The 15,323-nt window shown below is 34.4% G+C and carries 14 protein-coding genes; all 14 read left to right on the forward strand.

Translation table 11 applies throughout. The features are described 5' to 3' along the window. Positions 1-304: 304 nt before the first annotated feature. The 14 genes from ACYSNW_RS03570 to ACYSNW_RS03635 all read left to right on the forward strand — a co-directional run bounded on the left by ACYSNW_RS03570 (position 305) and on the right by ACYSNW_RS03635 (position 15,234). On the forward strand, positions 305-1,243 hold the full coding sequence (locus tag ACYSNW_RS03570) for a YitT family protein (protein WP_461743083.1): 939 nt from the start codon (positions 305-307) through the stop codon (positions 1,241-1,243). Positions 1,244-1,457: 214 nt separating this feature from the next. Beyond that, on the forward strand, positions 1,458-3,074 hold the full coding sequence (locus ACYSNW_RS03575; RefSeq protein WP_461743084.1) for an alpha-glucoside-specific PTS transporter subunit IIBC: 1,617 nt from the start codon (positions 1,458-1,460) through the stop codon (positions 3,072-3,074). Positions 3,075-3,098: 24 nt separating this feature from the next. Beyond that, positions 3,099-4,430: a 6-phospho-alpha-glucosidase gene (locus ACYSNW_RS03580; protein ID WP_461743085.1), complete on the forward strand. Its 1,332-nt coding sequence runs from the start codon at positions 3,099-3,101 to the stop codon at positions 4,428-4,430. A 235-nt stretch (positions 4,431-4,665) separates the two neighbouring features. After that, positions 4,666-5,433, forward strand: a complete 768-nt coding sequence (locus ACYSNW_RS03585) for a MurR/RpiR family transcriptional regulator (RefSeq protein ID WP_461743086.1) — start codon at positions 4,666-4,668, stop codon at positions 5,431-5,433. A 3-nt stretch (positions 5,434-5,436) separates the two neighbouring features. Further along, on the forward strand, positions 5,437-5,889 hold the full coding sequence (locus tag ACYSNW_RS03590) for a hypothetical protein (RefSeq protein ID WP_461743087.1): 453 nt from the start codon (positions 5,437-5,439) through the stop codon (positions 5,887-5,889). A 369-nt stretch (positions 5,890-6,258) separates the two neighbouring features. After that, on the forward strand, positions 6,259-7,125 hold the full coding sequence (locus ACYSNW_RS03595; RefSeq protein ID WP_461743088.1) for a class II fructose-bisphosphate aldolase: 867 nt from the start codon (positions 6,259-6,261) through the stop codon (positions 7,123-7,125). A gap of 189 nt (positions 7,126-7,314) precedes the next feature. Then, positions 7,315-8,595: a UDP-N-acetylglucosamine 1-carboxyvinyltransferase gene (locus ACYSNW_RS03600; protein ID WP_461743089.1), complete on the forward strand. Its 1,281-nt coding sequence runs from the start codon at positions 7,315-7,317 to the stop codon at positions 8,593-8,595. Continuing rightward, positions 8,592-9,884: a transcription termination factor Rho gene (gene rho, locus ACYSNW_RS03605; protein WP_461743090.1), complete on the forward strand. Its 1,293-nt coding sequence runs from the start codon at positions 8,592-8,594 to the stop codon at positions 9,882-9,884. Before ACYSNW_RS03600 ends, rho begins: the two co-directional genes overlap by 4 nt. A 98-nt stretch (positions 9,885-9,982) precedes the next feature. Beyond that, a complete protein-coding gene (locus ACYSNW_RS03610; RefSeq protein WP_461743091.1) occupies positions 9,983-10,246 on the forward strand; it encodes a type B 50S ribosomal protein L31 in 264 nt (87 codons plus the stop codon). Positions 10,247-10,649: 403 nt separating this feature from the next. Further along, complete coding sequence (locus ACYSNW_RS03615) at positions 10,650-11,468, forward strand: oxidoreductase (RefSeq protein WP_461743092.1); 819 nt, start codon at positions 10,650-10,652, stop codon at positions 11,466-11,468. Positions 11,469-11,479: 11 nt separating this feature from the next. Further along, on the forward strand, positions 11,480-12,448 hold the full coding sequence (locus tag ACYSNW_RS03620) for an AraC family transcriptional regulator (RefSeq protein WP_461743093.1): 969 nt from the start codon (positions 11,480-11,482) through the stop codon (positions 12,446-12,448). A 126-nt stretch (positions 12,449-12,574) separates the two neighbouring features. Next, on the forward strand, positions 12,575-12,967 hold the full coding sequence (locus ACYSNW_RS03625; protein ID WP_461743094.1) for a VOC family protein: 393 nt from the start codon (positions 12,575-12,577) through the stop codon (positions 12,965-12,967). A 227-nt stretch (positions 12,968-13,194) separates the two neighbouring features. Further along, the gene (scrK, locus tag ACYSNW_RS03630) at positions 13,195-14,070 is read left to right on the forward strand and encodes a fructokinase ScrK (protein WP_461743095.1); all 876 of its coding nucleotides are present in this window, start codon (positions 13,195-13,197) and stop codon (positions 14,068-14,070) included. A 564-nt stretch (positions 14,071-14,634) separates the two neighbouring features. Continuing rightward, a complete protein-coding gene (locus ACYSNW_RS03635) occupies positions 14,635-15,234 on the forward strand; it encodes an alpha/beta hydrolase (RefSeq protein WP_461743096.1) in 600 nt (199 codons plus the stop codon). The last annotated feature ends 89 nt before the right edge of the window (positions 15,235-15,323 follow it).

Raw genomic sequence — 15,323 nt, forward strand, 5'->3', positions numbered from 1 at the left:
GTCTAAAGATAAACGTGTTTTGCCGAAGAAGAGCATTAGAAAAAACTAGGTGTTAAAAAGAAATAATTGTTAGGCTTATTTTTTCGCATGTTTTTCAGGAAAAAAATTGGGAATTCACACATCTTTTTAAAATCTAAAAACCTCAAAATAAAAGATTCCTCATTTTGGTAAATTTTGCCTTTCTTTTTTTAGAGCAAGCTGTTATTCTAATTTGGGCGCTAACCAATAAAGAGAGAAGGAGAAACTTTTTGGCTAGAAAGAATAAAGTTAAAAGTTTCGGTTTTCTAAACAGGAGGACTTTTTCATGAGTAAATGGATCAATAACTATCAAAAAAATGAAGAAATAAAAAAAGTATTGGTTATTTTTGTTACTGGTATTTTAGCAGCTATCAGTTTGAATTTTTTCTTAACTCCAGCTAAAGTCTTTTCTGCAGGAATGAATGGAGTTGCGCAAATCATTGCCTCATTATTGCATGATCATTTAGCAATCAACTTAGATACAGGGATTTTTATTTTACTATTGAATATTCCGATTTTTGTTTTAGGTTTTCTTAAACTAGGAAAAGAATCAACAATTTATAGTTTTATCAATGTTGCTTGGATTTCTATTGTGACGGTATTATTACCAGTAAAAGTAATTACCGATAATCCATTAATGAATGCCATCGTGGGTGGGGTTTTGATTGGGATTGGTGCAGGTCTATCATTAAAGATGGGTTTTACTACTGGAGGAATGGATGTTATTTCTTTGGTATTATCAAAAACGACAGGTAAAACAGTCGGTAATTTTATGTTTTTATTAAATGGGATTATTATTGTAATTGCTGGTTTTGTTTTTGATTGGGAGAGTGCCCTGTATACGATTATTTCAATATATTGTATGACGCAAGTTGTAGATGCGATTCATACTAGTCATCAAAAAATAACCGCAATGATTGTCACAAATGATCCGAATCGTGTTGTAGAAGCTATTTCTAAAGAAATGCTTCGTGGAATGACGATTTTGCCGTCTTATGGAGGTTATTCTGGAGCAGAAAGTCGTATGATTATGATGGTTATTACACGTTATGAATTATATGATTTGGAACAAATTGTCTATAGTGTCGATGAAAATGCCTTTATGAATATAGTACCAACACAATCTGTTCTTGGTCGATTCGCTAATGAAGACGAACAGTTATTGTATAAAAAAACTGGCAATTTTCCAGAGCTAAAAAAACATAAAATGAAACAGAAAAAATGAACGCTAACTAAAAAAACTAAGTTAAAGCAATAGAGAAGTAATTAAAGAGCCTTTGTTTAGCGCTCTTTTTTTATTGGTAAATTTCCCTACGTTTGACACTTTTTCTCTAGTAGGAATGATGGTTCCCAAAAAGGCTTTAACCAATTGTAAGCGTATACCTAGAATGGTATAACTAGTAGTGTAATAAAGAAAAAAGAAAGAAGGTGTGTGTACAATGATGGAAAAGGTACAGCGATTTGGTGGAGCTATGTTTACGCCTGTTCTGCTTTTCTCGTTTTCGGGAATCATGGTTGCATTGGCAATTATCTTTAAAAATCCATTAATTGTCGGAAGTATCGCAAATGAAGGAACGGTTTGGTACGGTATCTGGTCTGTTTTAGAAAGTGGCGCTTGGACGGTTTTTAATCAAATGGAATTATTATTCGTTATTGGACTTCCGATTGGACTTGCTAAAAAAGCCAATGCTCGTGCTGCGATGGAAGCATTTGTCATTTATTTGACTTGTAATTATTTTATTAGCAGTATGCTTGAGTATTTCGGTAACTTTTTCGGTGTTGATTTTGCCCAAGAAGTAGGGGGCGAGAGCGGGATGAAAATGATTGCTGGAATCAAGACTCTGGATACTGGAATTATCGGAGCTATTTTTATTTCAGCGATTGTTGTTTGGTTACATAATCGCTATTTTGATACGAAACTACCTGATTTTTTAGGTATTTTCCAAGGATCCTCATTGATTGCAATTTTAGGTTTTTTCGCTATGTTACCTGTGGCGTTTCTAATTTGTCTGATTTGGCCTAAAATTCAAGGTGGTATTGGTTCAATGCAAACGTTTCTGGCGAATGCAGGGATATTTGGTGTTTGGCTCTATACCTTCCTTGAACGAATTTTGATTCCAACTGGTTTACACCATTTCATTTATACGCCGTTTATTTTTGGTCCTGCTGTAGTAGAAAATGGGATTACTAAATATTGGATGGCTCATTTAAATGAATATGCTCAAACCACAACACCATTGAAACAATTATTCCCACAAGGTGGATTTGCACTACATGGAAATTCTAAAATATTTGCTTCTCCAGGAATCGCTGCAGCCTTTTACTTCACAGCCAAACCTGATAAACGCAAAAAAGTTTTAGCTATTTTGATTCCAGTAACATTAACCGCTGTTTTAGCTGGGATTACAGAACCGCTTGAATTTACGTTCTTATTTGTCGCACCACCATTATTTGTTCTTCACGCAATCTTGGCAGCAACAATGGCCGCTACGATGTATGCTTTTGGTGTGGTTGGTGATATGGGAGGCGGTTTTATCGATCTATTAGCGAAAAACTGGATTCCATTATTTGCTAATCACAAAGGGATGATTTTTACTCAACTATTTATTGGTTTAGCCTTTACCTTAATTTACTTTGTTTTATTTAGATTCTTGATTTTGAAATTTAACTTTGCGACCCCGGGTAGAGAAGAAGAGGATAAGGAAGTAAAACTATATAGTAAAAAAGAATATAAGGAAGCTAAAAAAGCAGGTACGCTAGGAGGTGCTGTTCTTGAAGGTGCTAATCAGTATACCGAACAAGCCGCTATTTATTTAGAAGCGTTTGGCGGTAGTGATAATATCGAAAAAGTAAATAATTGTGCAACTCGATTAAGAATCACGGTAAAAGATGATCAAATCGTCGGTCCTGATAGTGCGTTTAAAGAAGGTGGCGCTCATGGAGTTGTTCGAAATGGTCCAGCATTCCAAGTAATCGTTGGATTAGATGTTCCACAAGTTCGTGAACAGTTTGAAAATCTGTTAGAAGTTAGTAAAGAAAATGATGCAGCTAATTAAATTAAGTAGGGAGAGAAAAAAGAAATGAAGAAATTTTCAATTGTTATTGCCGGTGGAGGAAGTACATTTACCCCAGGAATTGTTTTAATGTTGTTAGATAATTTGGATAAATTTCCGATTCGCCAAGTGAAATTTTATGATAATAATGCAGAGCGACAAAAACAAATCGCTGATGCGTGTGAGATTATTTTAAAAGAACAAGCACCAGATATTAAATTTTTAGCAACTACAGATCCAAAAGAAGCATTTACCGATGTCGATTTCGTGATGGCTCATATTCGTGTAGGACTTTATGCGATGCGTGAAAAAGATGAAAAAATTCCGTTAAAATATGGTGTAATCGGTCAAGAAACTTGTGGACCTGGTGGAATTGCTTATGGAATGCGGTCAATTGGTGGTGTTTTAGAACTAGTTGACTATATGGAAAAATATTCCCCAGAAGCTTGGATGCTAAATTATTCGAATCCAGCTGCAATTGTTGCAGAAGCAACCAGAAAATTAAGACCCAATGCTAAAATTATCAACATATGTGATATGCCAGTAGGGATCGAAGAACGAATGGCTAATGCAGTGGGATTAAGTTCGAGAAAAGAAATGGTGGTTCGTTATTATGGACTTAACCATTTTGGTTGGTGGACAGATATTCGTGATAAAAATGGAAAAGATTTAATGCCAGAAATTAAAAAGCATGTCAAAGAATTCGGTTATTCTTTAAAAGAAGAAATCGAAGAATCTCAACATACTGATGCAAGTTGGATGCATACGTTTGCTAAAGCTAAAGAAGTCTTTGCTGTTGATCCAGATACTTTACCGAATACCTATTTAAAATACTATTTCTATCCTCAAGATGAAGTCGCTCATGCAAATCCTGAATATACACGGGCAAATGAAGTTATGGCTGGCAGAGAAAAACATGTCTTCAGCGAGTGTAATAGAATTGCTAAAGAAGGAACCGCGAAAGGAACAACTTTAGAAGTCGATGAGCATGCTTCATACATCGTCGATCTGGCAAGAGCGATTGCTTATAATACACATGAACGAATGCTTTTAATCATTGAAAACGAAGGATCAATCGTTAACTTTGATGAAACAGCGATGGTTGAAGTTCCTTGCATTGTCGGTAGTAATGGGCCAGAACCAATTGTTCAAGGGAAAATTCCGCGCTTCCAAAAAGGATTGATGGAGCAACAAGTTGCAGTGGAAAAACTTGTTGTAGAAGCTTGGGCAGAGGGTTCTTATCAAAAATTATGGCAAGCGTTGACATTGTCAAGAATTGTTCCAAACGCTCGTGTTGCAAAAGAAATCTTAGATGATTTAGTTGAAGCAAATCAAGAATTTTGGCCAGAATTAAAGTAGAACTATGTTGTAACTCATTATTGGTAGGAGGAGGTTGGGAATGTAGCTTTCGCTAACATTCTCAGTCACTTCCTTAGCTAAAATGAAAATGTACCTATTTTATTAGTTGAAATTTATCGAATTTAAAACCGAAAATAGGTTGTTTTTGATTTAATAAATCAGCGATTCTTAGTTTCCGTTTTACCTTCTTATCCCTTATAATAAAGGAAATACGAAAAGAATAAGAGGGCTCTAAATGAATTTAGAAATGTTAATGCAAATGCATCAAAAAGAACTAAGTGAAATGGATTGGGCTATTTTAGGCTATATTTTAGAAAATGAGCAAGAAATCATGAATTTAAATATTATCCAATTAGGTGAAAAAGTTCATACCTCAAAATCATCTATTCTTAGATTAACTAAAAAATTGGGTTTTTCTGGCTATTCAGAATTCAAATATTTTTTACGTCAAAGCAAACCAACCACGAATTCAGATGCAACAATTGATTTAGTGGCTTTACAAACAACAGATATTGAGAATACGGTTAAATTAGCGCAACAAACTGATTTTACGCCACTAAATAAAGCAATTGAGTCTGCGAATACGATTTATTGTTATGCAACGGGGTATTCACAACGAAAAGTGGTAGAAGAGTTTTCTAAAATGCTGATGCTATGTGATAAACGATCGATTGTGATTCCTGTTAAAACTGAATTAGATATCAGTATGTCGATGATTAGCAAAGACGATTTGGTTTTATTTGTATCCTTGAGTGGAGAAACCGAAGCTGTTAAGGAAAATATTCTTTCACTGAATGCGCGAGGAATTCCTTTGGCTACGATTACTGCCTTTTCGCAAAATTTTTTTGCTGAACATGCACAATATGCCTATTTTTATAATTCAACTTCCTTTATTATCAACGGAAAAGATCATATTGCTCAATCGCTTGTAGGACTGAGTGTCTTGATTGATTTGATTTTTAGAAAATATGTAACTTATTTGAATGCGCAAACGGAGGGATAAAGAGTGACGACATTTATAACAAATACTTCGAAATTGAAAAAGCTATTATTTTTTTATTGGTTGATTGTTCCAGCTTTATTCGGTCTGTATTTATTTTTGACCTCAACGACGCAAAGGATTTCGGTTGAAGGATTGCTGACAAATATACCGGGTCTTGCGTTAACCAGTATTGTTTCGTTGATATCGATTTTTCAAGCGTTTGGTCTTTATTACATAGGGAATACAAGTGATTGTCGACAATCCTTATTTGGCTATTATTTACTTTTTAGTCTTATTCAACAACTGTTTACGTTGAATGTTATTGGCGTAGGTCTGACCTTGTTACTTTATCGTAGTTTATTATCAGCAAAAGAGACGAAAAAACTTTCAGCTCAAGTTAAGCTGTCAATGTATGGTTTAATGGTTTTTATTGGTTTTATAACATTTTTAGTTGTGATTGTTCGTTTTTCAATTTAATAATTAAATGGTAGACATGGTAGATTAGGTGTCTATTCAGTATGATTAATTTGGAAATTGACCATGTGTCATAAAGCCTCGTCTATGTTCCACATAAGCTGTTTTTTCTTTGTTGATTTTCAGCTGAACGTACAAAAAATTCGAATTCCTCAATTGTTTTCAGACACACCTTAAATGAATGATTTGTTTTTAGTTTGGTTATTCTGTCAATAAGAAGGTTTTTGATTTCATTTGTGAAAAAATGGACAAAAATTTTCTGAAAAGAACAATTATAGTAGAAAAGTACCAAAAATAGTGATAAAATAAAATTGTTGATTAAGGGTATCCCTTAACAAATAAGGTTTTTTAAAACTTAGGAGGAATTTTATTATGCCATTAGTATCAGGAACAGAATTTCTTAAAGCAGCACGCGAAAATGGTTACGGTGTTGGCGGATTCAACACAAACAACTTAGAATGGACAAAAGCGATTCTTGAAGCTGCTGAAGCTAAAAAAGCACCTGTTTTGATCCAAACTTCTATGGGCGCTGCGAAATACATGGGTGGATACAAAGTATGTTACGATTTAGTTAAAGATTTGATTGATTCAATGGGTATCACTGTACCTGTAGCTCTTCACTTAGACCATGGTGAATACGAAGATGCATTAGAATGTATCGAAATTGGTTACACTTCAGTAATGTTTGATGGTTCTCACTTACCATTCGAAGAAAACATTGAAAAAGCTAAAGATGTAGTTGCTAAAGCTCATGCTAAAGGTGTTTCTGTAGAATGTGAAGTTGGTTCTATCGGTGGTGAAGAAGACGGAATCATCGGTTCTGGTGAATTAGCTGACGTTCAAGAATGTGTACAAATGGTAGCAACTGGTATTGACTACTTAGCTTGCGGAATTGGTAACATTCATGGTTCTTATCCAGAAAACTGGAAAGGCTTAGCATTTGATCACTTACAAGAAATCGCTGATGCTGTTGGAGATATTCCATTAGTATTACACGGAGGATCTGGTATTCCTTTAGATCAAGTTCAAAAAGCTATTTCAATGGGTGTTTCTAAAATCAATGTAAATACTGAGTGTCAAGAAGTATTTGCTGCTGCAACACGTAAATATATTGAAGAAGGCAAAGACTTAGAAGGTAAAGGATTTGACCCTCGTAAATTATTAGCACCAGGAACAAAAGCAGTTACTGAATTAGTTGAACAACGTATTGAATGGTTCGGTTCAGAAAACAAAGCCTAATTTCTTACACTAAATTAAATGATAAAATAAAAACGGCACTTACAAATCAGTAAGTCTGCCGTTTTTTTCTTTTTTTTAATTAAAATAAATGTTCACTTTTTTCTTGTAGCGTATTATGATAGAATAAGTAGGATATACGTTTAAATAAAAAATTAAATCATTTACTTATAGATAGGTGAGAATAATAGAATGAAAAAAATTGTAATAAATGGCAATCGTCCTTTATCTGGCGAAGTAACTATCAGCGGTGCAAAAAATAGTGCAGTGGCGTTGATTCCAGCAGCAATATTGGCTGATTCACCAGTTACATTAGAAGGTGTACCGGATATTCAAGATGTCCATTCACTAATCGAAATTTTAGAATTAATGGGTGCAAAAACTACATTTGAAAATAATAAATTAATGATTGATCCAACCGAAGTTATTTCTGTTCCAATGCCTAAAGGCAAAATTAATAGCTTGCGTGCGTCATACTATTTTATGGGTTCTTTACTAGGCAAATTTGGTGAAGGAGTGGTTGGATTACCAGGTGGCTGTTATCTTGGACCTCGACCGATTGATCTACATATCAAAGGATTTGAAGCTTTAGGAGCTACTGTGACCAATGAACATGGTGCGATGTATTTAAGAACAGAAGAGGGACTTCATGGAACACGAATTTTCATGGATATGGTCTCTATTGGTGCGACGATTAATGTCATGTTAGCGGCAGTTAAAGCAAATGGTAAAACGATTATTGAAAATGCGGCTCGTGAACCAGAAATCATTGATGTAGCAACGTTATTAAACAATATGGGTGCTAATATTCGTGGCGCTGGTACAGATATTATCCGAATTGAAGGGGTTGAAAAGCTCCATGGTTGTCGCCACACGATTATTCCAGATCGAATCGAAGCTGGAACTTACCTAGCATTAGCAGCAGCAGTAGGTGAGGGAGTCAAAGTTCGTAATGTGATTTATGAACATTTAGAAAGCTTTATTGCGAAATTACAAGAGATGGGTGTTGAAATGACAATCGAAGAAGATGCGATTGAAGTTCATCCTTCCCATAATTTAAAAATGACTACGGTTAAAACATACCCTTATCCAGGTTTTGCGACTGATTTACAACAACCCATCACACCGTTGTTGCTAAAAGCGCAAGGAAAAGGACAAGTGATTGATAGTATTTATTCTCAAAGAACAAAACATATTCCAGAGTTAGTTCGAATGGGAGCAAAAGCTTCTGTTGAAGGAAATATGATTGTTTTAGAAGGTCCTTCTCAGTTACATGGTGCTGAAGTCGTTGCTTCTGATTTAAGAGCGGGCGCTTGTTTAGTTACGGCTGGATTAATGGCTGAAGGCACGACTACCGTTCATAATGTTGAGTACATTTTACGAGGGTATGATCATATAATTGAAAAATTGACCGCTTTAGGAGCAGATATTCAAATGATAGAAACTGAAGAAGAAATTGAGGTATCACAATGAGTGATTATTTAACAATGGCCGAACTGGAAAACAGTACGCTGAAAGATATTTATGGCTATGCAAAGGAATTTAAAATTCCCTATTATAGTCAAATGAATAAAAAGGAGTTAGCGTTGGCGGTAATTCGTGCGCAAGCTGAAAAGCAAGGCTTCTTTTTCATGGAAGGTATTCTAGATATTGTTTCTCAAGATGGCTATGGTTTTTTGCGACCAATTAATTATGGTCCTAGTGCAGAAGATATTTATATCTCTTCTTCTCAAATACGTCGCTTTGGCTTAAGAAATGGAGACCAAGTAGCTGGTAAGGCTCGTCCACCTAAAGAATCTGAACGCTATTATGGTTTAATGCATGTGGAAAGTGTCAATGGCAAAGATCCTGAAGAAGCTAAAGAACGTCCACATTTTCCAGCGTTGACTCCTTTGTATCCAGAAAAACAAATTAATTTAGAAACAACACCAGGTCGATTATCTACTCGTATGATTGATATTTTTTCTCCAGTTGGATTTGGGCAACGTGGTTTGATTGTTGCACCGCCAAAAGCTGGAAAAACGAGTGTTCTAAAAGAAATTGCCAATGGAATTACTGAAAATCATCCCGATGTTGAGTTGATTTTATTACTGATTGATGAACGTCCTGAAGAAGTAACTGATTTGGAACGTAGTGTTAAAGGGGATGTGGTTTCATCGACTTTTGATCAACAACCCCAAAATCATACTCGAGTTTCTGAGCTAGTACTAGAGCGTGCGATGCGTTTAGTTGAAGATAAGCGAGATGTTGTTATCTTGATGGATAGTATCACTCGTTTGGCTCGAGCGTATAATTTAGTTGTACCACCTAGTGGTCGTACGTTGAGTGGGGGAATTGATCCAGCAGCCTTTTTCAAACCAAAACGCTTTTTCGGAGCAGCTAGAAATATTGAAGAAGGTGGTAGCTTAACGATTTTGGCTACAGCATTAGTGGATACTGGAAGCCGAATGGATGATGTGATTTACGAAGAGTTTAAAGGAACGGGGAACATGGAGTTACATCTTTCTCGTGAACTTGCTGAACGTCGTATTTTCCCAGCTATTGATATTAAAAAATCTGGTACTCGTAAAGAAGATTTATTAATGACTACTAATCAATTAGAAGAAACATGGAAATTGAGAAATCATATGACAGGGGATTCCTTGGAATATACGGACCAATTTGTCAAGTTTTTACGTAAGACGAAAAGTAATAAAGGGTTCTTTGAGGACTTTGAAGATGTTAGTTTTGGCAAGCAAACGAAAAGAAATGTTAAAAGATAATTGCAACTGAGAATTAATCGTGCTATTATAGTACTGTTGTAAATCGACAAAAAAACTCTGATCCAGCAAATGAATCAGGGCAAAGGAGCGAAAAAAGTATGAAAACAGATATTCATCCTGAATACCACCCAGTGATCTTTATGGATTCTACTACTGGTTTCAAATTCTTGTCAGGTTCTACTAAGAACTCTCAAGAAACAGCAGAATGGGAAGACGGTAACACTTATCCAGTGATCCGTGTCGAAGTAACTTCTGACTCTCATCCATTCTATACTGGACGTCAAAAATTCACTCAAGCAGACGGACGTGTGGATCGTTTCAACAAAAAATACGGTCTCAAAGACGCAAACGCTGCAGAGTAAAAAACATCGATATAAAAGCTTTTATATCGGTATTTATGAAGTTTTCCTTGAAAGAGGGAAGCTTCTTTTTTTGTTTTTGACCATACTTTTGAACCTAAATAAATAGAATTTCACTTTGATTTTAGCGTAGTAATCAAATGATTTACTTTATTGTTATCTATTGAATACATTGATTTGCTTTTTTATTACATAGATTTAATGGAAGTTACGGTATCCAAATAAATCTGTTACTATATGAAATGTGACTAATTTTTAATATTCGAAAAAACTAGCTCTATTGATTTCAGCTTTGGGGCGGATTTTACTTGTGACGTAAATTGCAACAAACTTGGCATGTCAAATCATTTTAAAAAAAGTGACAGTAAGCTATGATTGGTTCATAAACAAATGGGAGGAAATGACTATGAAACAGCAAGTTATTTTAATTACTGGTGGAACTAGTGGTATTGGCTATCAAACGGCAGAATATTTGGCGAAAGAAGGTCATATTGTTTATGGCGCTGGTCGAAGAGTTGAAAAAATGGCTTCGTTAAAATCTTTTGGTGTGAAAGGGATTAAGTTTGATGTAACGGATGAGGAATCGATGCAGCAAGCAGTGGATAAGATTATTAAACAAGAAGGACGCATTGATGTATTAATCAATAATGCTGGTTATGGTTCATATGGAGCCGTTGAAGATATGTCAATCACTGAAGCGAAAAAGCAATTTGAAGTGAATTTATTTGGTTTAGCAAGACTAACTCAATTAGTTCTTCCTTCTATGAGAAAAAATAATTACGGACGGATTATCAATATTTCATCAATGGGTGGCCGAATAACGAGTTTTCTTGGTGCGTGGTATCATGCGACAAAGTATGCTTTGGAGGGTTTTAGCGATGCTTTGCGTATGGAAGTTAAACCATTTGGGATTGATGTAGTTTTAATTGAACCTGGTGGAATCAAAACGGACTGGGGAGCGATAGCAGCAGATCATTTGGAAGAATCAGCCAAAAACGGTCCTTATGAAAAAGTGGCGATAAAAGCTTCTGAAGGCATGAGAAAACAGTATAGTGGAAACCTGATGTCTAAACCAATCGTTATTTCTCGAGCGATTTCTAAAGCAGTAAATAATCAAAAGCCTAAGCCAAGATATTTGATTGGTTTTGGTGCAAAACCAATGGTCTTTATGCACACTATTTTACCGACGCGTCTTTTCGATTACATTATGATGCATGCGAGTTAGAGGATGGGATTATGAAAATAATTATAACTAAACAGTTTCAAGAATTTATCCATAGTATTAATCTATCGTTCGCTACACTATTACAAAAAGCTGCAATTCCTGATTTATTGTGGAAAGAACAATTAGTTTTGGATGAACACCAGTACTATCGCCTTTTAAACGAATTTGATCATGTAGTTACCGATGAACAGTTAGTGAGTTTGAGTCGAGTAGAAAATATAAGTATGTTTATGCCACCGATTTATGCATCATTATCTGCTTCGAATGGATTACAAGCGATTGAAAGATTATCGACTTTTAAGAAGTTGGTTGGACCAGTAAATATAAGTATCGAGGTTGTAGAAAATGTCGTGAAAATTCGTTTATCTTTTATTTATCCACAACAAAAATTACCGCGATTTGCTGTATTGACGGAACAATTGATTATTACAAGTTTATTAAGGATGGGAAGTGGAAACCCAATTATTCCGCTATTTGTCGGTAGTCCATATAAGTATGGAGAACAAGTCAGTGAGTTTATGGGCTGTTCTACAAAAAAAGTAGCGGATAATTTATTGGTTTTTAAAAAGGATGATTTAGAAAAGAAGTTTATTACAGAAAACAATAGTATGTGGCAATTTCTCGAACCAGAAATGAAAAATAAATTAACTCAATTAAACGAATTAAAAACATTTGTTGATGTTATTCAGAATTCATTGTTGCAGATGATTCCTAGTGGTCATTTTTCATTAAATGAAGTGGCTGATTCATTAGGAATAAGTAGTAGAACATTACAAAGAAATTTACAAGCTGAAAATACAAATTTTAATCAACAACTACAAAATGTGCAAAAAACGCTGACAATGAACTTTATTCAAAATAAAGAATTGACTAAAACGGAAATTACTTACCTTGTTGGATATACAGATACCAGTTCTTTTTCTAGAGCCTTTAGAAAATGGACTGGAGCAACTTTTAGTGAATATAGAAAAAGTAGTTAACTCAATAACTTATCGTTCATTGAAATAAATAAATTTGCTCAAATAAACCATCTCTTGCTTATTGCTTTTGTTTTTACTATTATATAAATTAGTGTTTAGAAAATAGAGCGAGTAGGAGTGATTAAAATGGCGTTTGTTCATCATTTATGTATTCAAACTAATCAATATCAAGCTTCTTTGGCTTTTTATCAGCAAATTGGTTTTGAATTAGTACACGAAACACCTGATTTTCACGAGAGAGCATACAATTCATGGCTTCAATTAGGTGAATTTTATATTGAGCTACAGACTGGAAAACAGGAACTTACTCAGCATGAGAATAAAGAATATACTGGTTTGGTTCATTTTTGTCTTTATGTTGAAGAGCTAGAAAAATTTATTCAAAAAAAACAATTACCAGAGAAGTTATTTGTAAAGAAAAATAATCAACAGATTTATCAAGTAGGCAGTACAAATTTATGTAAAGTTATTGCGCCAGAAGGAACGATTGTTGAATTTAGAGATAATATAAGTTTTTAAAAAGTAGTTTTTACCTCTTGTTTGACTTTTTTGAAGCATTAAATAGTTGCGTTTTTGTCTGCTGAAGAATAAAAATGACGAGAATTAATTCGTTTACCTTGTTTATTGCGCTACTTTTTAGGCAAGATGCTCAAAATTAAAAAATAACTATAGAATCCCTCCTTTTTTTTCATGAAATCAGTTATAATGAAAAAGATAATATTACCGATTAAGGGGTGCAGTTAGTTATGTCAGAAAAATATTTAGGCAGTATTGAAGCTGGTGGGACAAAATTTGTTTGCGGAATTGGAACTGAAGATTTGACGATTGTTGATCGTGTTAGCTTTCCAACAACAACACCAGAAGAAACAATGGCTTTAGTTATCGATTATTTCAAACAGTTTGACTTATTAGCAATCGGTATTGGCTCGTTTGGTCCAATCGATATTCATCGTGATTCTTCAACTTATGGCTATATTACTTCAACACCAAAATTAGCTTGGAAAGATTACGATTTTGTTGGAGAAATGAAAAAGCATTTTTCTGTGCCAATCGCTTGGACAACAGATGTGAATGCTGCAGCCTATGGAGAATATGTTGCTGGAAAAGGTCAAGGATTATCTAGCTGTGTTTACTATACAATAGGTACAGGTGTTGGTGCAGGTGCTATTCAAGACGGACGCTTTATTGAGGGCTTTAGCCATCCAGAAATGGGACATATGATTATCAAACGTCATGAAGATGACTCATTTGATGGTTGTTGTCCATATCATAGCGATTGTTTAGAAGGAATGGCGGCTGGGCCTGCGGTTGAACAAAGAAATGGTAAAAAAGGTCAAGAAATTAAAGAAGATGATCCTTTTTGGGATATTGAAGCTTATTATATCGCTCAAGCTGCTTACAATACTACACTATTATTGTCTCCAGAGGTGATTATTTTTGGTGGTGGTGTGATGAAACAACGTCATATGCTTCCAAAAGTTCATAAAGCTTTTAGTGAATTAGTTAATGGTTATGTGAAAACACCACCTTTAGAAAAATATATTGTGACACCTGCTTTAGAAGATGATCCTGGCACCATTGGTTGTTTTGCGTTAGCTAGAGAGGTTGCTTTGAAATCGTAAAAATAAAGTGATGGTTACAACTTGTGATTACGCTTCGTTGCAATTTTGATCATTTCTAAGAGTCGAAGATTTCAGAAATAAGTCGAAATTGTTAGGAAATATAGTGCATGAGATGAACGAATATTGCATAATAATTACTTGGTTTTCGGAGCGAATTATTTTTCTTCCAACTCTCCAGTTACGAATAGGGTCTGAGTGAAATTGATGGTTAGATATGTTTGAGAACGATTGTAGTATTCGAATATTCTGTTTTTTTAGTGAAAATCAAAAATATTCATTATGATAGTTTTTCAACAATTCCTAGTAGTAAGCCAGTATTTCCGAAAATTGTTTTTTTGATTTTTGAAAATGTTGGCTTATTTTATATAATCAAAATGACTATTTTCGTTACTTAAATTAGCTATATTGCTGGTTTAATTGAAGATTATTACAAATTAAGTGAATTTCTTGTGAAATAAAACAGACATAATATTTGTTATATATTTTTTTTAATGATATGATAATAGTTATGAAAAATAGAAACAAAAATTTTTGAATTGATGAAAGTGAAAGTGAGTGAGGAAAATGGACTATTTTTTCAAAGAGGGACATGATTTAAGTAAAAAATTTATTCTGCTTCACGGAACGGGTGGAGATGAAAACTCTTTAAAGAAATTGGCTTATTTTTTTGATTCTGATGCAACAATTCTTTCTTTTAGAGGAACAATCGAAGAAGATGGTATGAAGCGATTTTTTAAAAGGAAGAGCTTAAATCAATTTGATTATGAAAGTTTAGAAAAAGAAAGTGATCGATTACTGAATAAAATTTATATGATTAGTCAGCAAGAACGAATTGCTGTCGAAGAATGGACAATTCTTGGGTATTCGAATGGTGCTAATATTGCTGCTCATATTTTATTGGAGAGGGAATCACTTTTGCAACAGGCGATTCTTTTTCACCCGATGTCTTTAGGGGTTGATACTCAATCTTTTCCGATTACTGCAAAAAAAGTATGGCTATCGATAGGAAAAAATGATCCGATTGTGCCTGAAAAGTCAGCTGTGGCGCTTGCCAAACAGTTCAAATCTAGAGGTGCTCAAGTGGATATGTTTTATACTGAATCTGGTCATCAAGTGATAATGGATGAATTAGCAGCTGCTAAACAATGGCTTACTTTTTTATAATAATGGACTATTTTGAATCGAATTATTTGTCAGAACTTTAGAATGATGATATGCTTTTTATATACTAAACATTGTGAGGAGGAGTCAAG

It is taken from the genome of Enterococcus sp. LJL99, assembly GCF_054871725.1.